Source organism: Photobacterium sp. 270122K (assembly GCF_059941365.1).
Map to the genome: position 1 here is coordinate 1 of NZ_JBPOEN010000020.1, position 26581 is coordinate 26581.

The 26581-nt window shown below is 50.3% G+C and carries 20 protein-coding genes; 7 read left to right on the forward strand and 13 right to left on the reverse strand.

Annotated features, from left to right (window positions below; genetic code table 11):
* The 4 genes from ACSF8W_RS23350 to xylB all read right to left on the reverse strand — a co-directional run.
* Positions 1 to 413, reverse strand: a 413-nt coding sequence (locus tag ACSF8W_RS23350; RefSeq protein ID WP_500849487.1) for a LysM peptidoglycan-binding domain-containing protein, incomplete at its 3' end; no start/stop codon positions are given.
* Positions 413 to 943, reverse strand: coding sequence for a DUF4123 domain-containing protein (locus ACSF8W_RS23355; RefSeq protein ID WP_500849488.1), 531 nt, complete (start codon positions 941 to 943; stop codon positions 413 to 415). The genes ACSF8W_RS23350 and ACSF8W_RS23355, both read right to left, overlap by 1 nt.
* A complete protein-coding gene (locus ACSF8W_RS23360) occupies positions 940 to 1446 on the reverse strand; it encodes a PAAR domain-containing protein (RefSeq protein WP_500849489.1) in 507 nt (168 codons plus the stop codon). Before ACSF8W_RS23360 ends, ACSF8W_RS23355 begins: the two co-directional genes overlap by 4 nt.
* A 284-nt stretch (positions 1447 to 1730) precedes the next feature.
* Complete coding sequence (gene xylB / locus ACSF8W_RS23365; protein ID WP_500849490.1) at positions 1731 to 3194, reverse strand: xylulokinase; 1464 nt, start codon at positions 3192 to 3194, stop codon at positions 1731 to 1733.
* Between the two features lie 278 nt (positions 3195 to 3472).
* Between xylB and ACSF8W_RS23370 the strand changes: the two genes are divergently transcribed.
* The gene (locus ACSF8W_RS23370; protein ID WP_500849491.1) at positions 3473 to 4672 is read left to right on the forward strand and encodes a XylR family transcriptional regulator; all 1200 of its coding nucleotides are present in this window, start codon (positions 3473 to 3475) and stop codon (positions 4670 to 4672) included.
* 199 nt (positions 4673 to 4871) lie between these two features.
* Here ACSF8W_RS23370 and xylA read toward each other — a convergent pair whose 3' ends face one another.
* Positions 4872 to 6191 (reverse strand): xylose isomerase, encoded by a 1320-nt coding sequence (gene xylA / locus ACSF8W_RS23375; RefSeq protein WP_500849492.1) that lies wholly within the window; start codon positions 6189 to 6191, stop codon positions 4872 to 4874.
* 320 nt (positions 6192 to 6511) lie between these two features.
* Entirely contained in the window at positions 6512 to 7549 is a 1038-nt protein-coding gene (locus ACSF8W_RS23380; protein WP_500849493.1) for a LacI family DNA-binding transcriptional regulator, read from the reverse strand.
* Between the two features lie 144 nt (positions 7550 to 7693).
* Here ACSF8W_RS23380 and nhaC point away from each other — a divergent pair, with 144 nt between their 5' ends.
* From nhaC to ACSF8W_RS23395, 3 genes are all read left to right on the forward strand, one after another.
* A complete protein-coding gene (gene nhaC / locus ACSF8W_RS23385) occupies positions 7694 to 9139 on the forward strand; it encodes a Na+/H+ antiporter NhaC (protein ID WP_500849494.1) in 1446 nt (481 codons plus the stop codon).
* 823 nt (positions 9140 to 9962) lie between these two features.
* Positions 9963 to 11126, forward strand: coding sequence for a glutathionylspermidine synthase family protein (locus tag ACSF8W_RS23390; protein WP_500849495.1), 1164 nt, complete (start codon positions 9963 to 9965; stop codon positions 11124 to 11126).
* A gap of 195 nt (positions 11127 to 11321) precedes the next feature.
* Positions 11322 to 12326, forward strand: coding sequence for a DUF3187 family protein (locus tag ACSF8W_RS23395; protein WP_500849496.1), 1005 nt, complete (start codon positions 11322 to 11324; stop codon positions 12324 to 12326).
* A gap of 92 nt (positions 12327 to 12418) precedes the next feature.
* Here ACSF8W_RS23395 and ACSF8W_RS23400 read toward each other — a convergent pair whose 3' ends face one another.
* The 3 genes from ACSF8W_RS23400 to ACSF8W_RS23410 all read right to left on the reverse strand — a co-directional run bounded on the left by ACSF8W_RS23400 (position 12419) and on the right by ACSF8W_RS23410 (position 15967).
* Positions 12419 to 13219 carry an SH3 domain-containing protein gene (locus ACSF8W_RS23400; protein WP_500849498.1) on the reverse strand — a complete coding sequence of 267 codons (801 nt, stop codon included), beginning with the start codon at positions 13217 to 13219 and terminating at the stop codon, positions 12419 to 12421.
* Positions 13220 to 13697: 478 nt separating this feature from the next.
* On the reverse strand, positions 13698 to 15308 hold the full coding sequence (locus tag ACSF8W_RS23405) for a cytochrome-c peroxidase (protein ID WP_500849499.1): 1611 nt from the start codon (positions 15306 to 15308) through the stop codon (positions 13698 to 13700).
* A gap of 524 nt (positions 15309 to 15832) precedes the next feature.
* The gene (locus ACSF8W_RS23410) at positions 15833 to 15967 is read right to left on the reverse strand and encodes a hypothetical protein (RefSeq protein ID WP_500849500.1); all 135 of its coding nucleotides are present in this window, start codon (positions 15965 to 15967) and stop codon (positions 15833 to 15835) included.
* A gap of 66 nt (positions 15968 to 16033) precedes the next feature.
* On the opposite strand from ACSF8W_RS23410, the gene ACSF8W_RS23415 reads away from it, so the two are divergent.
* On the forward strand, positions 16034 to 16543 hold the full coding sequence (locus tag ACSF8W_RS23415) for a hypothetical protein (protein ID WP_500849501.1): 510 nt from the start codon (positions 16034 to 16036) through the stop codon (positions 16541 to 16543).
* Between the two features lie 43 nt (positions 16544 to 16586).
* Here ACSF8W_RS23415 and ACSF8W_RS23420 read toward each other — a convergent pair whose 3' ends face one another.
* From ACSF8W_RS23420 to ACSF8W_RS23435, 4 genes are all read right to left on the reverse strand, one after another.
* Positions 16587 to 17768 (reverse strand): hypothetical protein, encoded by a 1182-nt coding sequence (locus tag ACSF8W_RS23420; RefSeq protein ID WP_500849502.1) that lies wholly within the window; start codon positions 17766 to 17768, stop codon positions 16587 to 16589.
* A gap of 232 nt (positions 17769 to 18000) precedes the next feature.
* Positions 18001 to 18345 (reverse strand): hypothetical protein, encoded by a 345-nt coding sequence (locus ACSF8W_RS23425; RefSeq protein ID WP_500849504.1) that lies wholly within the window; start codon positions 18343 to 18345, stop codon positions 18001 to 18003.
* A gap of 167 nt (positions 18346 to 18512) precedes the next feature.
* The gene (locus tag ACSF8W_RS23430) at positions 18513 to 20798 is read right to left on the reverse strand and encodes a patatin-like phospholipase family protein (protein WP_500849505.1); all 2286 of its coding nucleotides are present in this window, start codon (positions 20796 to 20798) and stop codon (positions 18513 to 18515) included.
* A 169-nt stretch (positions 20799 to 20967) separates the two neighbouring features.
* Positions 20968 to 22968, reverse strand: a complete 2001-nt coding sequence (locus ACSF8W_RS23435) for a replication initiator protein RctB domain-containing protein (RefSeq protein ID WP_500849506.1) — start codon at positions 22966 to 22968, stop codon at positions 20968 to 20970.
* A 1364-nt stretch (positions 22969 to 24332) separates the two neighbouring features.
* On the opposite strand from ACSF8W_RS23435, the gene ACSF8W_RS23440 reads away from it, so the two are divergent.
* Positions 24333 to 25547 (forward strand): AAA family ATPase, encoded by a 1215-nt coding sequence (locus tag ACSF8W_RS23440; protein ID WP_428478856.1) that lies wholly within the window; start codon positions 24333 to 24335, stop codon positions 25545 to 25547.
* 8 nt (positions 25548 to 25555) lie between these two features.
* Positions 25556 to 26533: a ParB/RepB/Spo0J family partition protein gene (locus tag ACSF8W_RS23445; protein WP_500849507.1), complete on the forward strand. Its 978-nt coding sequence runs from the start codon at positions 25556 to 25558 to the stop codon at positions 26531 to 26533.
* Positions 26534 to 26581: the final 48 nt, after the last annotated feature.

Genomic DNA, 26581 nt, shown 5'->3' on the forward strand with positions numbered 1-26581 from the left:
TTAGTCGGCGTACCACTTGGGTCGTTGTTCGGTGCACCGCTTGGGCCATTAGTCGTTTTTTGACATGCACCTACACCAGTATCAACAAGCAATCTATCGCCAACATAAATCAAATCAATATTTTGTATTTTGAAAGAGTTGAACTCAACCAACTGATCTATTGTTTTGTTATACTGTAATGCTAATTCAGAAAGGGTGTCACCTTCTTTTACTTCGTGATATTTAACTCCGCTTTCACACTCTTTAATAAACTTATTTTTTTGATCGTTGATGACCAACTTTTTTCCCGTATAGATTAAATCAATATCTTTAATCATCTGGGAGTTTAGCTTCATTAACTCTTCAATCGTTTTGTCAAACTGTAACGCTAATTCAGATAAGGTATCACCTTGCTGAATGGTATAAACTTTCATTAAAATAATTCCTCAACAAATGCATTTGGTAATTCAAAAACTGTCTCTATAGATGCCATATTCGGATTCATTATTCTTCGGTATCCATAATTTTCAGAATTTTTTGATGAAATCGATACAGCAGATGCGATCCCCATAAATGCACTCAGTAAATTCGATGGTAAATGTCTCAACATTTTCGTTACGGTATAAGGGGTATAAAACCGAAAGAAAAAAAGCCGTTTATCTTCACTATATACCGTAATATGTTTTTGCAAAGACTGAACTATATCTTGTTGTGAATACTTCATATCATATTCAAAAATGATCCCACTGCTCGCCCACAATTCATCCGTTGCCCATTGCAGCCAAGCTTCATCGTTGGGTTTAATCATTATCCAAAGCGGGCTCGCTTCAAGCTGTGGTTCCCATTGCGTATCTTTATATAGCATTCCGCACGTATAATCGTTTTTATAAGCGATATACAACGCATCCGGTACTCTTAGCGTATCAATGAGCAATACATACTGAACTTGCTGCTCTTTCATCATGCACACTCACAGTTCGGTTTCGGACAACTGCCATCTTGTTTTTTCTGGCAAATTTCCATACCGGCGACATCGTAATCAGATGCAATTTTCATGTTGTTTGCCATCACTTCACACGTTGTCGCCTCTAATGTCGACCCGGCAGCTTCTTTTTCGACAACTTTCTTTGTCGGCGACGCTTGGCGACTCGCAATGGCCGCAGGCACCATGATCCCCGCATCCCCAATAGTCACGTTTCCACAGCCACCGACGACGACGCCACCATGGGCTGTGCTGTCTCCCATGCGCGCGGCGGGTTTACCGTTAATAAAAACAGACGCAGAGCCGGCACTGATGGTGTCTGGCGGGCCATTGCAGATCAGCATGTCACCTGCACGGGCGGCAGGCATACCACCGATCAATACGTTCGGAGACCCGGCGGCAATCGGGCCGCCAACGTGCGGCGTTTTCCCGCTATAAGCTGGGCAGGAATGGTTGTCATTGAGTCTTGCGGCTGGCTTACCCATAGTGTCCTTGCTGCCTATCACGCTGATTTTCATCACGAAACAAGCGTGTATGAAAGGGAAATTTAAAAAAATGGCAACGGTATGCTAAAAGGACTTGTGAGTGCGCGCACCCAGGTTTTTCAACCGCAGGGCGAGTAACAAAAAAATAAATGCAACAATGTAAATGGTGTGGTTTATCAGTGAGGTGAACTTCAGATTGGAAGAAAAAGATGGACGAGTGTCAGACAAATACGGCGCCTGTTTAGGCGCCGATAATAAGGGAAACAAGCGGCAATACAGGCGGCTTAAAACAGCCCCTTCAATGACTGATACAACGACTGATACACATCGCGCTTGGTTTGATAATGCGCCGCTAGTTCTGCATTCGGACAATGGCGTTCGACCACCGCCGGCACGGGGCAAATATCGGCCACGGTCGCGCCTGCTGTCTCGTCTGATGTAACGCCCAGCATCGCCAATCGCGCAGCGCCTAACGCGGGGCCAACATCGCCGCCTTGTCGGTACACCAGCGGCATACCAACAATATCGGCCAGCATTTGACGCCAGTAGCCACTGCGTGCACCACCGCCAATTAAGGAGACTTCTTCTGGGATCATCTTGGTCACATGCAGGGCATCAAACCCGTCAGCAAACGCAAAGCCCACGCCTTCTAATACCGCCAAGCCCAATTCACGCTTTGTGGTCGCGTGGGTCATGCCGAAAAAGACGCCCTTGGCATTCGGGTTATTGTGCGGGGTACGCTCGCCAGAAAGATACGGCAAGAACACCACCGAAGACTGCGTATCCGCATGGGCTTCGACATCCGCCAGCATCTCACCGACATCGGCATACCCGGTGAGTTCACTCACCCATTGCAAACAGGACGCGGCACTCAATATCACGGACATGGTATGCCACGTGTTCGGCAGCGCATGACAGAAACTGTGCAGGGCCGATTCCGGGTTCGCGATGAAGCCGTCACTCACCGCAAAGTACACGCCAGAAGTGCCCAGCGACAGCATCGCCTGCCCCGGCTGGCTGATCCCCACGCCAATCGCGCCAGCGGCGTTATCGCCGCCGCCACCGACCACTGGCACCGCGGGCATCCCCCATAGGGCCGCAATCTCCGGTGTTAAGTGTCCGGTAATCTCACTACCTTCATACAAGGCTGGCATATGATCGCGGGTCAGCCCAGTGGCCGCTAACAGGCTGTCATCCCAATCGCGGCAGTTCACATCCAGCCACAAGGTACCGGCAGAATCCGACATGTCAGACGCATAATCGCCCGTCATTTTAAAGCGCAGGTAATCTTTCGGGAGCAGCACTTTGGCTACGTGCGCGAACACATCCGGTTCGTGATTGGCCACCCACTTGAGTTTCGGCGCGGTAAAGCCCGGCATCATGATATTACCGGTAATTGCACGACTATTAGGTACGGCCGCTTCCAACTCTTTGCATTCAGCTTCACAGCGGCCATCGTTCCACAATATGGCCGGGCGCAACACGTCACCGTGCTGGTCGAGCAAGGTCGCACCGTGCATTTGCCCGGATAAGCCAATGGCTTTCACTTGCTGCAAATCCACCTGTTGGCCGAGCGTGGTCATCGCTTCACAGGTTGCCTGCCACCAGTCTTGCGGCGCTTGCTCTGACCATAACGGCTGTGGGCGAGACACGGTTAAAGCCACCGAATGCGAAGCCACAATCTCGCCGGTGTCAGCCATTGCGATGGCTTTCACGCCAGAAGTACCTAAATCAATGCCAATGTACATATCGCTTTTCCTTTTCTATGACGCGGTGATGCGGCTGCACTTATCGTGTGAATCCAGCACCGTCTGTGAAATATGGGCTCAGGGTAACGCACGCTCGGTACTGCTCCCCCTGCCTGATAACGCCATCTTATGCCTCTGACTTCGCTGCACAATTACGATTTTTCACAGTCTGATGCACGGATTTAACGACTGAGCGGAAGATCACATCGCATACCGTGAGGGACTGTTACACTCTGCGCACATTCACCAACAAACCTCGACAATAGACCTAGGACATCATGGATAAGCGTTTTCGCATCACTCTGTTGTTTAATGCCAATAAAGTGTACGACCGTCAGGTTATAGAAGGGATTGGCGAATACCTGCAAGCCTCCCAGTGCAATTGGGATATCTTTCTCGATGAAACCTTCACGACCCATTTAGACGATTTTCAAGCCTGGCAAGGCGATGGCGTGATCGCCGATTTTGACGATCCGGCCATTCGTGCCTTGTTGGCCGACACCCCCATCCCCGTTGTGGGCGTGGGCGGCTCGTATGCACAGCCGCAGGACTACCCCGCAGTGCCGTACGTGGCCACCGATAATAAGGCCTTGGTTAAACTGGCCTTTCAACACCTACGTGATAAAGGACTGGAAAACTTTGCCTTTTATGGCACCCCGCATGATGACGATAAACACTGGGCACGTGAACGAGAACACGCCTTTCGTGACGTGATCGCGCAGGAAGGCTACAGCGCTTCGGTGTATCAGGGGAATGACACCAACGCGACCACCTGGCACTACGACATGAACCGGTTGGCCGATTGGGTGCAACGTTTGCCGACCCCGATTGGCATTGTGGCAGTGACGGATTCTCGTGCCCGTCACCTGCTGCAAGTGTGTGAACATCTGAATATTCTGGTGCCCGATCAGATCTCGGTGATTGGGATTGATAATGAAGAGTTAGCCCGTTACCTGACCCGCGTGTCACTGAGCTCGGTCGGACAAGGCTGTAAAGAAATGGGTTACCGCGCGGCGAAATTGCTGCATAAAATGCTCGATAATCCGCAAACGCCAGCCCCTTCGGTTTCCTCTGCTAGCTCTGCCCTGCCGCGGATTCTGGTGCCGCCTACGCAGGTGTTTGCCCGTCAGAGTACCGACTTTTTAGCCCTGAACGATCCGTACGTCATTCAAGCCATGCACTTTATTCGGCAAAATGCCTGTAAAGGCATTAAAGTCGATCAGGTGCTCCATTTTGTTGGGATCTCCCGCTCGAATATGGAAGCGCGCTTTAAAGACGCCTATGGCCATTCGATTCATCAGGAAATCCATAACGCCAAGCTCAAACGTGCCTGTACCCTGCTGACGTCCACCGCGCTGCCGATCGCAGAAATCGCCGAACTGTGCGGGTACCCGTCATTGCAATACATGTACACGGTGTTTAAGAAAAACCTTAATCAAACCCCGAAAGAGCACCGTGACAGTGTGGTGGTCAGTTAATCACTGATCGCTTGATTCTCTTGATCGCTTGATTTTTTCAGTTGTCTCTAAAAACGAAAACCGCTTTCACCGAAAGCGGTTTTTTATTGCGCCGTTTTAAGCGTACAAATAAAAAAGCCCGCCTATCACTGACATGATAGGCGGGCCTTTCGTTACAACGTCACACTTTCATCAAGTTAACGTCAAAGAGCAGTAATGCTTACTTATAAATAAAACCGTTCACGATATTTTCGAGGTGTTCTTGACGACCAGACTCACGCACCGGTGACAGCTCGTTATCGACAGCGAATGTCGCCAATGCTTCCAGAGAAAGATCCCCCGCTAAGATCTTCTTGCCAAGATCATCATTCCAACCCGCATAACGGCGCGCGATGTTCTGCGACAGAAGATCGTTTTCGATCATCGCGGCAGCACGCTCAAGTGACAGCGCCATGGTGTCCATGCCGCCAATGTGGCCGTGGAACAGATCTTCTGCATCAATCGATGGGCGACGTACTCGTGAATCAAAGTTGAAACCACCAGTCGTGAAACCACCCGCTTTCAAAATTTCATACATCACCAAAGTGTTTTCTTCCACGCTGTTCGGGAACTGATCGGTATCCCAGCCTAGCTGCGGATCACCACGGTTTGCATCAATCGATCCGAACAAGCCCAATGACGTCGCCGTCGCCACTTCGTGCTGGAAGCTGTGACCTGCCAAGGTGGCGTGGTTCGCTTCAATGTTCACTTTAATTTCTTTTTCCAGACCAAACTGCTTCAAGAAGCCATACACGGTCGCCGTGTCGTAGTCGTACTGGTGCTTGGTCGGCTCTTGCGGTTTTGGCTCAATCAAAATCGTGCCTTTAAAGCCGATTTTGTGTTTATGCTCCACCACCATTTGCATTAAGCGGCCTAGCTGCTCGCGCTCTTGACGCAGATCGGTATTCAGCAGGGTTTCATAACCTTCACGGCCGCCCCACAACACGTAGTTTTCCCCGCCCAGACGCTGTGTGGCACCCATTGCGTTGAAAATTTGTGTCGCCGCATAGGCAAACACTTTTGGATCCGGATTAGTGCCCGCCCCTGACATGTAACGCGGGTGCGAGAACGCATTCGCCGTACCCCAAAGCAGTTTCAAGCCGGTTTCTGCTTGTTTCTGCTCTAAGACATCAACCATTTGCGCGAAGTTATTGACGTATTCTTTGATTGAAGCCCCTTCGGGTGCTACATCCACATCGTGGAAACAGTAGTAAGGGACGCCCAATTTCGCGAAGAAATCGAACGCCGCATCGGCTTTCATGCGTGCCATTTCCATCGCGTCACCGCTGTGGTGCCAAGGACGATCAAACGTGCCCGCTCCGAACACATCCGACCCAGCCCAGCAGAAGTTGTGCCAGTAACACGCTGCAAAGCGAAGGTGCTCTTTCATCGATTTGCCGAGGATCATTCGGTCCGCATCATAGTGACGGAATGCCAGTGGATTGGTGGTGTCTGTGCCTTCAAATTGAATATTGTTGATGTGTTTAAAAAAATCAGTCATCGCTTTGATCCCAATAAATGGCGTTGCGGGAGAGTCGCAAACACGGGTTATCTGTTGTGTTACTTGATGGGGCTATCATTGATTTTTTCGAACAGGTCAGCAATTACGATTTTTTAATCCTACTTTCTGCTATTTGTTTATTGTGCTAAATCTCTCACTCTTAATTAACCGGCAGGTTATTTGTTAACCTGAAAACAAAATATCATAATCACATTATCTTATTTCATCATATTACCTGACGCTTTTAACAACCTGTCATAAACATCGAAATGAAATAAATTCGGTTATTTGTCTAGATTTATAGTCAGTCTGTTTTTTCTTTATTTCTTTTTTACGTTATCTTTTTTCTTTTCTGCGGGTACATCTGCACACGGCGCAACGGACTCGCGATGGATCAATGTAGGGTAATAACAATGCCCTTGCGGATGGCGGGCATAATCACCACTCAGTGAAAGCAAAGCAGCTTTACGCGCCATGGCGGCAATGGGGTGTTTTAAGGTCGTCAAAGCCGGTGAGAAGTAACATTGTGGCATCACATCATCAAACCCAATGATCGACAACGCAGCGGGTATCTGCACCCCGCGGGATTGAAATTCCCGTAGCGCACTGGCCGCATACACATCATTAAAAGCCAACAACGCGGTCACGGGCAAGCCTTGTGACAACAGTTGGCGCGCCGCATTACGCCCTCCTGCCTCTCGCCAATCGGCGTCTTGCACCCAATCATCATCAATCAATAAGTGATTGTCTTTCATGGCATTACGGTAACCTTGCAACCGACTGCGCTTATCATCGCAATCAAACGCCAGATTAATAAAACCGATACGGCGATGGCCAAGGTTGATCAAATATTGTGTCGCCTGATAGGTGCCAGACTGGGAATCTAACCACACACAGCGTTCGCGTATCGCGTCAATGTGCCGCCCAATTATCACGACACCCGGATGCTGACGACAAATGCCTTCCAACACATTGTCAGGCAACGCTTTACTGTGGATCACGATATGCCGACAGCCGTGTGCCAATAAAAAATCGATCGCTTTTTGCTCTTCGTGGGCGTCATACCCTGATGTGCACAACATCAAATGCCGGTTATGTTCACGCCCCACCTCTTCCACACTTTGCGCCAATAAACTGTAGAACGGCGAGCTGATACGATTAATCACCACCCCGATGGATGGCGTACCACTGTTTATTTTTAACCGTTTATTATTTTCACGGGTAAAGCCGATCTCTTTTGCAACGCGTTCAATGTGGGTGTGCGTTTTTTCACTCACTCGCCCGGTCTGATTAATGACACGAGAGACCGTTGCCATGGAATAACCGGTTAATTCGGCGATTTCTTTTAAGGTGGGCATAAATAATCGTCTTCAGGTGATCTATTTCACAACTGTAAGTTACACACTATTTTGTTTGCGTAATGTGATAATGCCCTTATTTTCCTTTCATCAGTACAGGTAAATTTCGCCTCAGTATCCACCCTATAATAAAAAGGACATTCCATGAGCGTGAAAACACCCAGTATTGCCTTAGCCATGGCACCAATGGCGTCCATGTTACTATTATTAACCGTCGGATTTACCTTTTTAGGTTTATCCATTGAAGTACTGATGTTGGTGGCGGCGGCTATCTCTGCGGGTATCGCGCTGTATCTCGGCCATTCATGGCAAGACATTCAAGATGCGATTGTCGACAAGCTCAAAACCACCCTGCCTGCTCTCTTTATTTTGATCATTGTCGGCGGGTTGATCGGCAGCTGGATGGCGGGCGGCACCATTCCTATGCTGGTGTACTACGGCTTGATGATGATCAGCCCGGAATACCTGCTGGTCACCGCGTTCTTGGTCACCTGTGTGGTCAGTGTATGTACCGGTACCTCGTGGGGCAGTGCGGGCACCGTGGGTGTGGCATTGATGGGGGTCGCGGTTGGCATGGATGCAAATTTAGCCGCCGTGGCCGGTGCGGTTGTTTCAGGCGCCTATTTTGGCGATAAGATCTCCCCACTGTCTGACACCACCAACTTTGCCCCTGTGGTGGCGGGCACGGATCTGTATTCGCACATTCAACACCTTTTGTGGACAACGATTCCAGGCTTTATTTTGTCTTGTGTGGTGTTCTTGTTCATGGGCCAATCAGCGGTCGCTGACGGGGGCGTGCCAGAGAAAATCACCGACATTTTGACGAACCTGAATGCACTGTATGACTTCAACGTATTGCTACTGCTACCGCCACTGTTGGTACTAGGCGGCGCGATCAAAAAGTTGCCGACCATTCCACTGATGCTGGGTGCCTGTTTAATTGCCGTGATCAACGCCGTGCTGTTCCAAGGCTTTGATTTAACTACTGCCACCAGCGCCTTCTTGAATGGCTTTAATGTGTCTATGTATGCCGACATGGGCGTACAAGCCAACGCGGTCATTCCCGATGTAGCGAAGCTGGTTAACCGTGGTGGCCTGAGCTCAATGATGGGCGTGATCTTGCTGGTATTCTGTGCATTCTCGTTTGCCGGTGCGATGTCGGTAACAGGCGGCCTGACCATTGTGGTACAAGCGATGGCTAAAGGTATTCGCTCTGTCACCAGCTTGATTGGCGCGACATTGGCCACCACTATCATTGTGGTCAGCACCACCTGTGACGGTAAGCTGGCCCTGCTTATTCCGTCGGAATTGTTCCGCGATCTGTACCGAAAACTGAACCTGGACCCGGTGAACCTGTCACGTTCGACCGAAGATGCCGGTACCATCATTGAGCCGCTTGTGCCTTGGACCAGCGCCGGTATTTTCATGGCCTCTACCTTGGGCGTAGCCACGCTGGATTACCTGCCATGGGCGGTACAGTGTTACACCGGCATTGTGTTCGCGATGATTTGGGCCGTCACCGGCAAAGGGATCAAATACCTAAACGAAGATAAAAAAGCCGCAACCTTAACCCCAGAAGCGGCACACTAACGGCGTCTATCGCTAAAGCAAACAGAATCGCTAAACACAACAACGCAACACCCTCTGCGTACCCTGCGCAGTCATTATAATAACGACGTGTAAACCCACTCAGCCCCGTGCATTCGTGCCGGGGTTGTTTTATTTGGTGAGGTGCGAGATGCGAGATGCGAGATGCGAGATGCGAGATGCGAGATGCGAGATGCGAGATGCGAGATGCGAGATGCGAGATGCGAGATGCGAGATGCGAGAAAACATGAGGGAGCGCAAAAATGAAAGGTTTTACATCACACAATTAAAATAAAAAGCAACAAATAAAAAGCAAAAAAAGTGGGTAAGCCACCTGACGTTAACGCAATAAACTGGGCGTGCAAGTTACAGCGCAAAAATGGTGAACATTAACGTTTAATCAGTCACTTACCCGAACGATTATTTGTAGTGATGTGAACTTTTCCGGGCGTCGGCATACCGATGCATGCAACCAGAATCGAACGGGCGCTACTATACCGCACCAACATGAACACATCCTGACCTGCATCAATTTCTCCGCATTTTTTACCCTGCACGTTAATCAATCAGTAACAAAATGCAAACAGCGGTAACAAAAGGCGTCAACCACGTTTTTTCCACCCACTTCCCTGTCCGATCTTTGCGCTGTCCGCCTCCCATTTCACGCCTCCCTGACTACCTCCCGCGCACAAAGCGTGCAAAAATGCCCTCGTCCGCATGGGCTGATCGCCCCCCATCACAGCGTGATGGATACGCGATTGATTGTGATTGTTTGTCATTCATTGTTTGACCCCGTTATCTATTCCACCAGCAGCAAGGAAGCAGTATGTTAAGGATCCACTGTCAGGAACGCCCGCATTGGCGTGAACTGGCCAAAGAATTTGGCTTTGGGTTTCATAGCATGTACGACGATCCCTATTGGGATGAGACCGGCTATTACCAATTTACGCTTGAGCAAATTGAGCGCGACTTGGAAGATCCCACCGAAGAGATCCACCAGATGTGTCTGGAGATTGTGGAGACCGTGGTGGCGGATGAGTACTGGCTGCAGCGCTTTCAAATTCCCGAGCCAATGTGGCAATCGGTCTTAGACTCGTGGCGCAGCCGAGAGCCGTCGTTATATTCACGCCTCGATTTTGCCTATGACGGCAAAAGCCACGCCAAACTGTATGAAAACAATGCCGACACGCCGACATCGCTGTACGAAACGGCTTTTTGGCAATGGTTGTGGCTGGAAGACATGGTCAAAAGCGGCAAGATCCGCCGCGATGCCGATCAATTTAACCTGCTGCAAGAACTGCTGATGGCACGCTTTCAAGAACTCGCGCGTCTGCAACCCGGCCAAACCCTGCACTTTTCCTGCTGCAAAGACACCGAAGAAGATCGCGGCACAGTGCAATACTTGGAAGACTGCGCCAAAGAAGCCGGCCTGTCGACCGCCTTTGTGTTCGTGGAAGATATCGGCATCAACGGCAAACAAGCATTTACCGACATGCAAGATCACCCCATTCGCTGGATGTTCAAACTCTATCCGTGGGAGTTCATGCACCGTGAAGATTTCGCCAAATACCTGCCTACCACACAGGTGAACTGGCTAGAGCCGATGTGGAAGTCGGTGCTGAGCAACAAGGCGCTGCTCCCGTTACTGTGGCAGAAATTCAAAGGCCACCCGAACCTGCTGCCCGCGTATTTCCCCGATGATCGTCAGTTAAGCGAGCTAAACGATTACGTGATCAAGCCAATTTTTGCCCGTGAAGGCGCCAATATCAGTATTGTTGAAAATGGGCGTCAGACGTTACGCATTGATGGCCCGTACGGTGACGAAGGCGTGATCTACCAAGCGTATCACCCGCTACCTAAATTCAACGATGCGTATACCTTGATTGGCAGTTGGTTGGTCAATGATAAGGCCGCCGGGATCGCGATCCGTGAAGACAGCTCGCGGATCACCCAAGACATGTCACGCTACCTGCCCCACATTATTCTTTGAACCAAGATCACCCTCTTGGCGTATTTATTACTTTTGAGCCGTAACGTGCGTCGCCGATTTGCTACAGTTAATGCATAGGCGACGCCCGTCAACCTTCCTATCTCCATACTTATCACACCCATTGTCAACATCACACCCACAGAAAGGCTTCACGGGGACGCTCCAGCTTTGTTCATGGCGTTAGGTGGTATTCTGATGACTCATCGTGCTGTTTTACTTTTGCTTTCAAGCACCACACTCTTGCTGTCTTCCAGCGCACTCGCGGCCACGGGCAGCCCTCTATCGATGGCGGATAACCACGATTTCGGGCCGCTGAAAACCTACGTTCAGGCGCCTTTGCAATCGAACACGTTAACCCCTCAAGTGCGATCTGGCTTTCGGTTGCAACCGCACACGGTCGATCTCTACGGGGCCGCGTCAATCGCCAGTGTCTGGGCCAATACCAATGACTATCAGATGGATTACTACCAAAACGCGTTATCCATCGGCAGTTATATTCAGATCGATGAAAAATGGGCCATTGAAATGGACTACACCTGGCGTTTTGCCGCCAATAACCATTTGGATGCCCTCACCCACAACTTTCATAAAACCTTTGGGATCGACCAAAACGGGCGCGATGAGGTCGACAAACATAGCTTTGATATCTCGGTGCCGCAATATGGCGTCGACATTCACGATTTTGAAGGGGATACCCTGAGTAATGCCTTTTCTTTCTACGCGGGCTATCAGGTACTGGAAAATGCCCATCACGGCATATCACTGGGTGGGACGTTGTATTACAACTATGTGGGCAGCGGTCCTTTCAAGACCAGCCGTTTTGAACAGGCGGCGCAACTCAATTACAGCTATCGCAGCGGTAAACACCGTATTTATACCCTGCTGGGTGTGTCATACCGGCATGATGACAAGGTTATCGCCAACATTCCCTATAACAAGTTCGCCTTTGCCACTGGCGTCAGTTACCAATATGCCCTCTCGGCCAAGCACCGTCTGCTGACGGCGTTTCACGTGTACGAAGGGGCAAGCGATGCCACCTCCGATCTCAATGAACCGTCAACGGAGTTTTTACTGGGCTACCGCTACCATACCGACCAAGGGGCAATTGAGTTATCGATGATCGAAAACGTGTTCAACATGGACAACAGCACCGATATTGCCTTTACCTTGGGCTACCGCCATCGAGTGGTGATGGAGTAGCCCGCGCCAACGCATACACAGGCAACACATGTAAAAGATGACGCCATGGTGCGTCCTCTATACGCCAAAGTAGAAAGGCTGACTTTTCTTGCTTACCCTTTTACTGTCGGCGCTTCGATGTACCACACATTCTGTTGCTTACGGCACGCCTTCAGCGTCCCCGCGGTATCATCGTTATCATTACGCAATTGGTAATCTAAATAACGACACGTAAATTCCCCGTGCAAGCCTTTTTCTGGCCTGTCACTGGATGCTTCAAAGCTCTGACTCACGGGTGCTAAGGTCGAAACCAACGAGTTAGGCTGGGTCGATAATATATCGCGTGTGATCACATTGCTCTGAGCATAGTCGCTGTGCACATAGCCTTTGATTAGCCCTTTTTGCTCCACCAATAACCATGGCTCTTTCATCACCTTGGCCATGGCATTAAACACTTCGCCTTTTTGCAGCACACCCAAGATTTTGCCATTCAGGCCCGGTTCACTGCGAATATTGAGGTTGGCGTTGGAATGATAGGGTATATCGACAAACTGAAGATCGTGCGCCATGTTCACCAACTCGACAGAAGGGTGTTTTACTTCAACGGTTTGCCACTGAAGGGGTTGGACACGAATGATCCATTTGGCATACGTACGCGGATCCCGTCCCTGCCATTCACTGCCTTTTTCGGATTCCAAGGCATCAAGCATCTGCTTCAAAAACACATTACGGCTTCTCTGGCTCAAGTAGAGATCTAACTCGTCACTCAATACGGTCACCGTGTGTGCATGGGTATCACGCAACGCCCCGGCTTCCGGCTCCACCTGTGCTATCGGTGTGGTTTGACACCCCGCTAACACTAACCCGCTTAGGGCGACACCCAGCAGTCCAATACGTTTTGTCGCCTTTTTCATCCTTTCCCTCCTTGAATGTTCTACCAGCAGTGGCGCTTATCGATTCGTTCAACCCTGTTCTATGCGCTTTCACGGATGCATAGAACGTTGCCCATTCCATACCGCGATCAGCCCTCCTCAACATACACCTGATAGCTAGCGCATTAACAGGCGAGATTGATTTAATTTCCCGACGTCTCTTCCAAATTGCACTGTTTCTTACTGCAACCTGCACAATCACCGTCTGCCCTGCGTCAATTCGGGATCGCACACGACACTTTATTCCGCAAAAACATACCTTTACCCTGCATTTTCATCACTTTTATACCGCAAGGTTTCCCCTTTTCTCATCCTTTACCGCGATAACGATCACACGAAAAACCCCACCAAAAGGTGACGGCGTCACAAAAAGCGCACAGGGCGATCACCCTATGCGCTTTTACTTCGTGAGCGGTTTTTCTCGTTAATATGTTCCCTTTATCTTGCTCTCACTTGTTCATTAGAACGGACGGTGGAAGAACGATCCCGATGAATGGGGGGCGGGCTTATTGGTATCTCCTTTGTGCTCCAAGCGGCTCTCTTTATACGGTTGTGGACGGTATGGCTTCGGCGGTTGAACCGAGGTTTCATCACTGAGGGTTTTCAGGTACGCAACCACGTCAGCCTCGTCTTTTTCGGTCAAGCGTAGATCCCCAACACCAAAACGGGCCACGTTTTGATCCACTTCTGGGGTTGGCCAGCAGTTTGCCGCCATGGCTTCTGTTGAGTTAAGCGTGTTATCCGCACACGTTTTTTTATCAAAGAAACAGGCCGTAGATACCGCCATTTTCTCTTGATCCGTCACCGCAGCCGCACACGCAACCTCTTGCTCAGCCGTCATCGGTGTCGAGGTATTATAGAAATGCACCAAATCTTCTAGACTTTTGAACCAACCGTTATGGGTATACGCTTTGACAAAGCCAGGGTGAGGACGTTTGTCGACATTACGCAGCGTCGGCACTTTGTGCTCACCACGGTGGTTATCCTGTTGTGTCAGCGCAAAGACCCCCATATCAGGCTCAGGATCATTGGGGATCTCGTGGTTGCGTGGTACCCCGATATTAAAGTACTGATCGTTGGTATAACGCTCAAATTTCCCGACCCCTTGATCGTTACCACTTTGGTGACAGAAGAAACAACGTGCCCCCGGTGGACGGGTTGTTGCACTAAATACGCCGTAGAACAAGTCATGGCCGCGGTTTTCCTCAGCCGTAAAATCGGCTAATGGAAATGCACGGGTGTCATTATTGTTCAACGCGGTATCGCGTTTTGAATCAAAGCGATTGTTGTCACTCGACATCTGCCAGGCAGAAATGGCCAATGAGAAACGGGCAAACACTTTATCGACATGCTGATCCCCACAGCGGAGCGAGGTACCAAACGCATAACGATACAGCTGTTGTCCCCATAGGGTTTTATTGACTTGTTCACACACCGATTTTTTGGTCGGTTTGGCCTGTTCAACCGGGTTGATGAATGGGCTGGCATGGGCTTGATCCGCCAATGGCCCGAGGTACTTACGGTACATCCCCTCGTATTTGCCCCTTAGCTGTGCAAAGGGCTCAATACGATGGAAACTTTCGATCAAATCCCCTTCTGCCCGCCCATTCCAAAATGCCCCGCCACACGGTGCCGTCCCACCAAAGGCCGGGCAATTGGGGTCAAAATCCGTCAGCCCTTCAATGTTGCCCTGATCATTAATAAACTGGGCATATTGGTTTGTCGGCGGCTTTAGGGTTCCGACCAAAATGCCGTCTGACCCCGTCACCGCGACATCCGTTAAGTTCGTGTTGGAATCGTTGTTGGTGCCCCCTGCCGAGCCGGCATGACAGGTCGAGCATGACATGTTGTTATTAAGCGAAATATCTTCAAAAAAGAGGCGTTTACCCATTTCTTCGATATAGGTCATGTCCGCATCATTCGCTTGTGCGCCATAAGAGGCTATCGCCAGTAATGTCGCTATGCCCGCGTAGGGGATCGCGCCAAAACGCGTGTACCTTGCAGGGGGTTGATTGTGCTGTATTTTGTGCTGTATTGTTCGATGCTGTTGTGTTGCTCGCCCTTCTCTCATTGCAGCCTCCATTACGCGTCGTCCCAGTGACAGGATTCCGTAATTATGTGGATATGATTTTTTTACTTCATGGGTGATCGATCCCGTGTTTTCATACGTAAATAAAACGTAACAAACACAGTATTAACCACAATCTTTCAATTGATTTGTCGAACGCCAAGAAGTATTAGCAATTAACAGCTTGTCCCCCCGTCAATACAGTTTCTTAGTTATCCCCTTGCGTATTAACCCAAAGAAAACCGTCTGAGACCGTCTTATTCTCACGATGAATGTCCACCTTACTAGACAATCCTCTCGGTCATGCACGATCACTCGATGTCAAAACAACGCAGACCAACACGCTGAAAAATATAAGTAAAAAAAAACCACTCCCAAGAACCATCCGGTACCGTAAACACTTCGCTATTACATGCCACCACCAGGTCCATCCCATCGCAATAAAGTCGGCATGCCGATGCAATATCACGCCGCTTACTTTCAATACGCCGTCTTATTTCTTTGTAAACGTCTCACGGAATATATTGTCAGCGTGCGAGTGGCATACGGTGTGTATCCCATTGGGTTATCAACTTATCACTCAATGGGATATTGGTCGGAATTTGCGGGCAATGAAAACCTTGCGTTACGGTGTCTTTGTTGGCTGTGTTCGCAGTCTGCATGACGGTGCCTTGTACAGCGGCAAGTTACCCGCTATGAACAAGCCAAACAGACTCTTGGGATGGCACATGAACAACACAATGAAACTCGGCGGGATAGTTACCATGGCAGCATTGATGAGCGCCTGCACCGCCTCCCCCTCCAATCACGCACAGGCTCAATCCATGGGGTGGTTGCACGGCAATTGCTTAGCGATCAAACAAGCCGATCTGCCTGCCGCCTCGCCCATCACGCTGATCCACCTCAATGAGGCACACCTTGATGACACGCAGCGTGAAGAGCACGCGGTGATCACCCGTCCCAGTAACCGAACCGATACCTGTTACGCCCAGTTTGCCAATCGTGCCCAAGTGAACACAGAAGCGGGCTACCACTTTTATCAGGTGCGTACCCGCCAACCGGTCAATTTTGCTATTGGGATCATCGGCCCCGCGAACACGTCCAATAAAATGGCCTACTCGTATTGCCACACCCGTGAAGGGATCACGTTTTCCGCCAACAGCAATGGGAAAAGGGTCTGGCAGGGGGAGTATTACCTAGGGTATGACGCCCTGCCGACCTGCAAAGCGCCACAATAATCAGCCATAACCCACTTCTGGGCTTATCATCACGGTGCAGCCATTATTGCGTAGCCTGCCTGTCACGTTGCGCCTGCCGATCGCCCCATTCGGTGATCTGTCGGTTCACGGCATGGAAACGTTCGATGTATTGCCGATAATCTGGTCTCGCGATGTCTGAGAGCACCGCCCCCGCCAGATTCCGCACCCGCTGCACGGACTCCATCTCCAACACCGGTTCACGCTGATGCTGGGCGATATAGTCCGCTTCGGGTAACTCAGAGAGCATGGCTGCGTGCGCGTAATAGTGATAGACCGTATTGGTGGTGAGATGTGGCTTGTACACGAGACGCGCCATCCACAAAGGGATCGGTTGCTCGGCCCAAAAAAGATCTTCCCGAGCAGCCATCGACAAATGATAGCCATGCGGTAACAGAAATTCATAAGCGAGCGGCACACGCAGACTGCGTTCTTGTGGGGTCAATTGGGTGATCCACACGGCGGGAAAATCAGCACGCAGCTTCTCGACACGGTGCAACCACACCAAATGCTCTTCAAACATCCGCAAATATATGACTTTGCCGATCAACGACATATCTTCAGACAGATGACGGCGCAGGTGCTGCATCTGGGTGGTAACGTTGTCCACTAACGTCGCCAATGCAGCGGTGGATTGGCGTTTATCGTTAGGCTTATGGGATGCAGAAAGGGGTTGCGCGTCATACCACCATTGCGTCAGTTGTAAGCGATTCGCCTGCACCAGATACTCATAGAAGGGGATCGGCGTTTCAATTGTCACCGGAATGAGATGTTTTGACGGTGCCGCCTGAAGCAGATGCTGAAAACGGGCGATCAGCGTGGAGTATTTCGCTAGCGCCGGGGCAATCTCTTTTTTTGCCGCCAACAGTTGATCAAGGCAATCGTCTTGGGTGAAATCACACAAAGGCACCCCGTCTTCGACCGGCAAAGGCAGGGTGTGAGGGAGGCTCACATCTACGCGATGCTGACTGGCTTGATAAGCGTAAATAAAAGCCTGTCCGACCATCTGCGGCGTGTTCTCCGCCGCCGTGCCGATACCGAGCAAATACGCGTAACTCTGTCCGCCTTCACTGGCTACCGCCGCCGGAGAAAGAGGCGCCTCGCGCACGACAGGGGCAATAAAAGGAGCGATGTCGGGCTCCAACGGATCATCCCATTGCCACACACTGCCCAATACACTGATCACACTGACGATAACACCTAACATACCTCTCCCCGACTGCCGCTCTACGGCCTATCCTTCTGCCCGTAGCATAGGGTATCGCTGTGGCTGACAAAAAGAGAGCGAGTTTGGGGCTTCATAACAAAAAACGGAAGCTATCCCGCACTCGGATTGCAAGGTCATCCCCATCACAGTCACTGATGGGGATGACACCTTGATCATGCTTCCGATTTAATCGAATGAATCAAGGGAAAAAGGGAAAAACCGTGCCGCGAGATTAATGCATAAACGTTTGCTGCGCCTGTGGGCTGGTCGCGGTCAAATCCCCTGCCGGGTTGACCAGATGCGGCAGAATTTTAGGTAAATTCAACACAATGTCCTGATCGGTCACAGGCTGAATGACCGTGTTATACCAACCCAGCAACCCCATGGCGGCATAGCCAATGGCATCATCGCTGTCACGGTGCTCCAAGATGATCTGCATAAAACGCAAAATCGCCTTGTCGTTGCTCTGCGCTTGTTCCAGCGTCTGCTGGTAAATCACGGTGGCTTCGTCGACCAAGCCGTCGAATTCAGTGTCTACGGCCACGTGGAATGAGCCGCCATCAATGGAGATTTTCATCGTTGTATGTTCCATCAAGATCCAAGGGCGCTATCGTAACGAAAAGCCCAATCGATTTTGTGATCTCACACGGAAAACCCAGCCGCATGCACAAAGCACCACCACTTTTTAGGCAAAAAAAAGCGAGCCCACCACGGACTCGCCCATCATCGTTGTACTAGGTGGCGTTATTTAAACGCGCTGCCGATAGAAAAGTAAAACGAACTTTTGCTGCTTTCAGCATGGCCATACGCCAAATAGACCGGTCCAAGTGGCGTGTCGAGACCCACAAACACGCTGCCTGCGGTTAAACTGCTGCCCAACGTGATGTCCTTGTCATCATCCCACACCCCGCCTTGCTCCAGCGAGCCACCGAGATACACCGGCACTGACACGGCGCCAAAGTCATTATCCATCAACCGGTAGCTATACACTAACGCCCCAAACGCCCGGTATCGGCCATTGAGCTCGTAGCGGTGATAGCCCGACATATTGAACAAGCCCCCCAGATCTTGTACATAGATCGGCAGCAGATCATCGGAATTATTCCCGCTGAACTTGGCTTTGGCCGTCAGGCTATGCCGTTCGTAGCTGAACGGTTGCGAAATATTCACGCTGTAAAACAGGTTGGTGCCCGACACCGAATCACCACCGTTCACGGTACTGCGGCTGTGACCCATGCCGATCTCCGCTTCAAACGCGGTGCCTTGACGCGGGAAATACACACTGTCGAGATCGTCGTACACAAACGACACATACGGGCCGTGTACCGTGTACGCTTGCTGATTCGTGAACCCTTGCTCATTCACTTCCCCGCTGGCGCCGCGATAGCCCAGCGCCAAAGCACTCCACGGCTGCAGGTTCCAGCCCAGTTCGGCAAACCCGGTATAGGTGGCATATTCGGTTTCGACACTGCTGCCCACTGGCCGGCCGATCAGATCGCCCTGCTCCTCCGACAATAAAAATTCGCGGATCTCACGATTCCACCCCACGCCGGCGGCGGTAAACATGGTCTTTTGGTAATCCAGTGGAAAGTAAACACTGGTATTCACCGCTTTCCAACTGCCCAATAACCACTCAAATTGCCATTCGCCGCCTTTGTCCGTCAGATCGGTGTAGATATACTGACTACCAAAAGCAAAATCCGATCGGTTCACCAGATCATCTTCAAAACTGAATTTAAAATTCAGGTAGCCCGGTCCCCAGGATTTTTCCCGGACGTCCATCACCAGTACATTCTCCGCCCCCTGACGTTCGATTTGATAGGTGATCCGCTCGTAAATATCCTGACTGTTCAACCGTTTAACCGCTTCATCCAATTCGCGATTGGTTAACACCCGCCCCACATCCAGATCCAAGACCGCCAACAAGGCCGTATCTGAGCGGCGGCTGTTATTTTGCAACGCAATACGATCGACGTAATACGCACTGCTGACCACTAACTGACTGCGGCGATCCAACTTCTTGCGCACATACGCCTGATAATCCGCCTCCGACAGGCGGTAACGCAACAACTGTGGCAGCGCATCCAACGCCACCTGTCTGCCAGCGGCATACGCCTGATCCATTTTGTCAAAATCCGGCGCCAGCATGAACGCTACGTTGGGCTGCAAATAGGTATCCTGACTGCCCATCAGGGCTTTTTGCTGATCGGCACTGCTATTGGTCATGAACGTGGTTAACTGACCAACAATGTTCAGCGCGCTGTTCAGCTCCGGCGCTTTGTACAAGGCATCACGCAGATCCACCGCAATGATCACCTCAGCGCCCAACGCCTTTGCCGCATCCACCGGCATGTTGTTCACCACACCGCCGTCCACCAAGATCTTACCGTCGATCCGCACGGGTTGCAGGGCTCCCGGTACCGTCATGGACGCCTGCATCGCGGTGGCCAAGTGGCCTTTATCGAGCCAGACCGGTTTCACCTGCACAATATCGGTCGCGACCGCTCGGTATGGGATGGCCAACTGATCAAAACTGGTCAAGGCCGGCAAGTTTTCCGTCAACTGTCCCAGTAATGTGGCCATCCCCTGCCCCTGAAAGGCCCCAGGCTTAGACAAGTAATTGCCATCCAGATCGATACCAATATCGGCATAAATCTGATAATTATCGTTTTGCTTTTTACGTCGCAACTCCAAATCATTGCGGCCAACGCGATCGCTGTACCCGTGCTGCCAATCGGCCGCCAAGGTACGCTGGCGTACCTCTTCCGCCGAGAACCCCATCGCATACAACCCGCCGACATAGGCCCCCATGCTGGTACCGGTGATCACATCCACCGGGATCCGATACGCTTCCAGCACAGACAACACCCCAATGTGCGCCGCGCCTTTTGCCCCGCCGCCACTAAGCACGACCCCTACCTGCGGACGCGCAGTGGCACTCGATACCGCCGCTGCCACAGCAGGCTGTCCCATCAAGGTCGACACAATGATCACCCCGCCACACAGGCGCCACGGCTTGAGCCCTTTCATGTTGTGATTTCCTTGCGCTTAACTAATTGACAAATACGATCGATCATTCTGGTGTGATCGCATCATAGAATACGGGATGGACACCCTGTCCGGCGAGTAAAAAACCAAAAAAAACCGGCCCCCACGCGTGTGGGGACCGGATCGGCAGTTTTTGACATAAAACAGGGAATTAACGGCCGCTGGCAATATCGTCCAATGCGGTCATGACCGACTCGTTCATGTGGCCTTCAAACACCAGTTTGCACACCTTACGGCGTACTGCGAGACCGGAGATCAATTTTTCAATCGATAAATGGCGTTCATCCTGCTGGCCATTGTACAGCTCGATGATCTTGCTTAACGTTTCATACGGGATCGGCTCACCGCTCACACGCAACCAATCCAGCTTCTCCAGCAAGCTCTGACACTCATCACTTATCGAGGCAACAGAATGCCCTGTCATGGCCGATAATGCCGTGATGCTGCGTTGTAGCGCTTCTGGCGAGGTATATTTAGAGAGTGTGATGGTTAATTCATCCGCATTGATCTCGACCAAATGCTTACGCAACTTCACACGGCGGCCCAAACGCCCTTTCGTGCGCCCTTCTTTGCGTTGGATCGGTTCAAATTCCCCATCAATGATCTCGGACAGTTGATCAAGCGCTTGACGGGGCAAGATCTCATTGCGCAGCGGATTCGGCATGGTGGGCGCCATGGATCGCTTGCCTTCATTGGTGGTTTTTGCCCGTGAAAAACGGATCACTTCATCCGCGTCACAGCGAATATCGATTTGGTAGTCACTGTAACGCTTATCCTGCTCATGCGGGTAAATCGTCAAGTGGTAACCCCATAAATTCACCGCAAACATGTTATCGGTGATCGTACCTTCCGCCAGTTTGCGCAATTCTCGGATCAAATCGGTTGAGAAACGGCGCCATTCAATATTACGCGCAAGCTTCTGATTAATATCACTTAATAGCATAGAGTCATGCACGCGGCGTGACATCCGGCTACGGAAAAACGTGTATAATTGGAACACCAAGGTGTGCTGGCGCAAGATCTCTGGCGGGAACAAGAAGAAATAATCCCGCGTGAGTAGCTCATCAAAAAACGATGGCTCCCAAACCAAAATGTACAAATTTGGCTTGATCCGGATCTCGCCATCTTCACGCTCTTGCGGCGCTTCTTCTGAGGCGGTGATCGTTCGGGCTAAGAAGCGAAAGCGATCACTTTTGAATCCTTCCGGCATGTTGTCACTCATCCAACGGCCGGTTAATTCGTGCAGCTGAAAGTCCGTAAATTCAATGCGATCAATACTTTCTCGGATCGAATCTCGCGCCGGACCACTGTCTTTCTTGCCGCGTAACGCCAAAATATCAGTAATGTATACCGGCGTTTTATTGGTCATGCTGCGGGTTTGGATCTCGTAATCTGCAATGTGATGATCATGGTATTGCACGGTTAACGTAAACAGGGCAAACAGGGTCATCAGATCGTCCACCGTCATGATCGACTTGGAGGATCGTGTTTCAATGATCGCTTTGGTGCCACTGATCGCCACCATGGATTTTTGGTAACTTTTCTTGGTGCGTGGAGGCGCCAAAGCCTGATCAATGATCCCAGCCCAGCTGGTGGGTGACACGACAATTTGATCGGCTTCATCCGGCATGGTGGGCGGAGTGCCTAAACCATGCTCACTGAGCAATTGGCGATTCACATGGTTTTGTGCCAAGGCTTTTGAGCGTTTTTGTTTGGCTTGCGCACGGCTTTGTTCGGAATTCAAACTGCCTGTGCCCAGTTGTGAAATTAACAACGCCGGGTTGATGAAATGATGCAACATGGTTTTACCGGCAAGGCCCGTTTCAAACCGGACAGGTTGTTGCTTGAACAACCCGACGCTGACCGCGGCACGTAGGCGCTGCTGGATCGCAGCACGGGTTAATTGCCCTTCGGTGGCTTCAACCAATTCGGTGGTGGAGACCATGCCGTCTTGACATGTGAGGCCGCGCAATGAAATGAGATTCAGCAATTCGATGATACTTTTTGTGACGCCCTTGAAATGTTGGTACTGGGGTAACCAGTCGATCAGATTGTGGGGGATCGCAAATAAGTGCCCGTCTTTGTGAGATCGGGGCGCCGAGATCAATATTTTTTCGTGGTGCTTATTGTCCGGTGTGGGTGCTGAATTCATTTGTCATTAGCCGTAGATGCATCATTTTTCCGAGAAAGATTAATAGAAAAAGATCCAGAAAGAAAGATCTTTTGTTGTGTTTTTTTAATCCTGATCTTTTTGATTATTTTGATCTTAATGTTTAAGTGATCTTATGATCTGGTGAAAATAATTACTGTAACCACTTGTTTTTATTGTTTTTGATTTTAGTAGGCATAGGAACGATGATCAACAGATTACCGGAAGGCTGATCAAAGACAGTGCGAAACGATGATCATCAACACGCTGGAACGCTGATCATTGCCTACCGGAAAACATGATCATCAAAGGGCTGCAAGCATGATCAGGCTGCATACAAGGCTTTTGCACAATGTTATCCACAGGCGGTGCGGATTTGTATCAATAACGCGCGTCTAAACCGCATTTTTTCCCGATTGTCGGACGATATTCATGGCCAAAGCTGTTGGAAGCATGATCATACTGCTGCATTTTGAGTGTTATTTCCTGCGCTGACCGTGTAGTCAAGCTGTGCACGGTGAAAAATGATGCTATTTTGCGCACATTCAAAATGACACTGACCGTAGTTTGTCGCCCTTCGCATATGTGTCCGGTATGGATCGATGATCAAGCCGGCACCATTGTATTTGAACGGGCCTCGTTGGCTGCCCCTTCACCCGGTTCTGGCACGTGTTTGCGCGGTTTTGGCGGTGTGATTTCCCTGATAAACCCTTATCCGTCCTGCATTCTCCGTAAATTCAACCCGTTTTATCATGCTTCCGTCTGCTTTGTTGCGCGATGGCGAATGATCATAGCCTCGCTTGATCATTGATCCGTTTTAACGGGGATCGAAACGGGCCTGATTTACAGGCAAAATGGCCTTGATCATCGTTGCTGATTTGTCCGTTTGGCGTCGGAGAGATGATCAAGGTGTATCGTTCAAATTTTGATGATCTTGCCGTAGCGTGTTGATTTCAGGCTGATCGTTTTTGCCGTTATTTTGTCTATTTGCTCGATCATGATGAAATTCCCCTATTTCATCATGTCCCCTATTTCATCATGATTTTTGTGTCTCTGACTTATCGTGTGTTTGGGGGGCTCAATTTCAATCTGACAGTGGCCGTAATTTGGCCTTAAAAACTCACGCTTCCGGTAAAGTCAGCAATTTACATTGTAAAATAGTGACCCTGTAACGGTTTAAATCTGGTGTATCAGCAAGCGGATTATGAGCAGAAATGACAGACGGTGACATGAAAAAATGGCTGTTTTTCTCGCTATATTTTGCTTTCTGCTGAGATAAATATCACACGACAATGTTCAGCATTTTGTTGTTTTGGTTATTTTTTGCTGTACAATTAAGCCCAAACCCTCAATGACGAAGAGAGATAATGAACAGGGAACAGACTATCGAAAATTTGCTCAATATTGCTGAGCAAACCAAGCAGGTACAGGCTGATCGTATTGAGATCGTATTAGAGGAGCGCCGTGAAGAGCTGTTTCCTCCGATGTCCAAAGCGTTGATGGAAACCCGTTCAGGGTTAACGCGCCGTAAATTGGATGATGCGATTTCTCGCATGGAAGCCACTGGGCACCAATTTACCAAAAATAACGCGAACCACTACTCCATCACATTGGAAGAAGCGCATCAGTTGATGGCGGCGGCAAAAAAACCGGCGTTCCATGAACGTGAAGGTGCAGGCCGTAAACCGTGGATCGTGAACGTGCAGAACCAGAAAGGTGGCACGGGTAAATCGATGACCGCGGTGCATTTGGCGGCATGTTTGGCGCTGGATTTGGATAAACGCTACCGTATCTGTTTGATTGACCTCGACCCACAGGGGTCATTACGTCTGTTTTTGAACCCGCAAATCAGTGTGGGTGAGCAAGAAACCATCTATTCTGCTGTCGATGTCATGCTGGGTAACGTGCCGGAAGGTCAAGCGATTGATCAGGACTTTTTGATGGGGAATGTGGTCATGCCCACTCAGTACCCTAACCTGAAAACGATTGCGGCGTTCCCTGAAGATGCAATGTTCAATGCGGATGCCTGGCAAGATCTGGCTGAAAATCAGGATTTAAATATCGTGCGTTTGCTTAAAGAACGTGTGATTGACACCATTGCTGATCAATTTGACGTCATTATGATTGATACGGGCCCGCACATTGACCCGCTGGTATGGAATGCGATGTATGCCTCTAATGCCTTGATCATCCCGTGTGCGGCAAAGCGCCTTGACTGGGCATCCACCGTGAACTTCTTCCAACACCTGCCAACGGTATACGAAATGTTCCCGGAAGAATGGCACGGTCTGGAGTTCATCCGCCTGATGCCAACGATGTTTGAGGACGATAATAAGAAGCAGGTGTCGGTGTTAACCGAGATGAATTATCTGCTGCGTGATCAAGTCATGATGGCCACAGTACCGCGTAGCCGCGCCTTTGAAACCTGTGCCGATACCTATAGCACCGTGTTTGATTTGACGGCCGCAGAATTTGAAGGGGGTAAAAAAACCCTATCCACGGCCCAGGATGCCATTCAACGCGTGGGCCTTGAGCTTGAACGTGTGATGCACAGCCACTGGGCAAACCTAAACCGGGAGTAAACTGACAGATGGCAATCAAAACCAAAGATCTTAATGCGCGTCTGTTTGGCAAGGCGGATAAACGCCGCGCTACAACACCGATGGAAGCGCAAACTGCGGCCAAGGACAAGGCTGCTGTGATTGAACTGGCGGTGGCCGGCGAGGAAACGGTTGCATTTGAGCTGGTCAAAATTACCGCTGATCAGGTGGCCGATAAGACCCGTGTCTTTGCTGAAAATGCCCGTGAACAAGCCTTTTTGAATGAACATGCGCTGGCTGATATTCTTAATACGCTCAAAGATCGCGGTCAACAGTACCCTGCAGTGGGGCGTTGGTTAGACGATGGACGCATTGAAGTCCTCGACGGTAGTCGCCGTCGTATGTCGTGTATCCTGGCGGAAAAAGATTTCCTGATTTATGTCGGTAAGGGGATCAACAGTGAGCATGCCAAGTTCTTGTCTGACGTGGCCAATGCCCATAAACCGTTGTCCTTGTTTGAGCGCGGTAAGGAAATGCAGTCCTTACTTGATTCTGGCAAAGTGGCGGATCAGAAAGAGCTGGCCAAATACTGCCAATGCAGCGAAGCCTTGGTCAGTGGGGCATTAAAAGCCGCCGCGTTGCCGATGGAATTGTTGATGGCTTACCCGAGTGTCGGGGAGCTCGGCCGTCCGACGATCGTAAAATTGCACCGTTTGTATTTCAGTTTATCCCCGGATCTGCAGCAACAATTTGTGGCGGATCTTGGGCTTGGTGAGACGGCGATGTGGAAGCGCATCAATGCCACGGGCATCACGCGCATTACCCGTGAAGTGACGCATCAGCTTGAGCAAATGGGTGAAACTCTGGCACCGAAAAAGGTGGAGGTTGAGAAGCCGAAACCGCAAGAATTGGTAAAAGGGAAGATCAGTTATCTGCGTGATGGCGATAAACTTCAGCTTAAAATGAAGAAATTGACGGAACGCCAGACCGATGAGATTTTGGCGTACTTGGCCGATTATTTGAAGTGATCGACACCACTGCGTGTGGGGCCATCCATAAAACCACGTCTTTTGACG

Coding starts and splice junctions, on each gene's coding strand:
- ACSF8W_RS23415 (WP_500849501.1), top strand. CDS start 16,034: ATGAACAACACAATGAAACTCGGCGGGATAGTTACCATGGCAGCATTG.
- ACSF8W_RS23440 (WP_428478856.1), top strand. CDS start 24,333: ATGAACAGGGAACAGACTATCGAAAATTTGCTCAATATTGCTGAGCAA.
- ACSF8W_RS23395 (WP_500849496.1), top strand. CDS start 11,322: ATGACTCATCGTGCTGTTTTACTTTTGCTTTCAAGCACCACACTCTTG.
- xylA (WP_500849492.1), bottom strand. CDS start 6,191: ATGACTGATTTTTTTAAACACATCAACAATATTCAATTTGAAGGCACA.
- ACSF8W_RS23425 (WP_500849504.1), bottom strand. CDS start 18,345: ATGAAAATCTCCATTGATGGCGGCTCATTCCACGTGGCCGTAGACACT.
- ACSF8W_RS23430 (WP_500849505.1), bottom strand. CDS start 20,798: ATGAAAGGGCTCAAGCCGTGGCGCCTGTGTGGCGGGGTGATCATTGTG.
- ACSF8W_RS23380 (WP_500849493.1), bottom strand. CDS start 7,549: ATGCCCACCTTAAAAGAAATCGCCGAATTAACCGGTTATTCCATGGCA.
- ACSF8W_RS23435 (WP_500849506.1), bottom strand. CDS start 22,968: ATGAATTCAGCACCCACACCGGACAATAAGCACCACGAAAAAATATTG.
- ACSF8W_RS23355 (WP_500849488.1), bottom strand. CDS start 943: ATGATGAAAGAGCAGCAAGTTCAGTATGTATTGCTCATTGATACGCTA.
- ACSF8W_RS23420 (WP_500849502.1), bottom strand. CDS start 17,768: ATGTTAGGTGTTATCGTCAGTGTGATCAGTGTATTGGGCAGTGTGTGG.
- ACSF8W_RS23370 (WP_500849491.1), top strand. CDS start 3,473: ATGGATAAGCGTTTTCGCATCACTCTGTTGTTTAATGCCAATAAAGTG.
- ACSF8W_RS23400 (WP_500849498.1), bottom strand. CDS start 13,219: ATGAAAAAGGCGACAAAACGTATTGGACTGCTGGGTGTCGCCCTAAGC.
- xylB (WP_500849490.1), bottom strand. CDS start 3,194: ATGTACATTGGCATTGATTTAGGTACTTCTGGCGTGAAAGCCATCGCA.
- ACSF8W_RS23390 (WP_500849495.1), top strand. CDS start 9,963: ATGTTAAGGATCCACTGTCAGGAACGCCCGCATTGGCGTGAACTGGCC.
- ACSF8W_RS23360 (WP_500849489.1), bottom strand. CDS start 1,446: ATGGGTAAGCCAGCCGCAAGACTCAATGACAACCATTCCTGCCCAGCT.
- ACSF8W_RS23445 (WP_500849507.1), top strand. CDS start 25,556: ATGGCAATCAAAACCAAAGATCTTAATGCGCGTCTGTTTGGCAAGGCG.
- nhaC (WP_500849494.1), top strand. CDS start 7,694: ATGAGCGTGAAAACACCCAGTATTGCCTTAGCCATGGCACCAATGGCG.
- ACSF8W_RS23410 (WP_500849500.1), bottom strand. CDS start 15,967: ATGCAGACTGCGAACACAGCCAACAAAGACACCGTAACGCAAGGTTTT.
- ACSF8W_RS23405 (WP_500849499.1), bottom strand. CDS start 15,308: ATGAGAGAAGGGCGAGCAACACAACAGCATCGAACAATACAGCACAAA.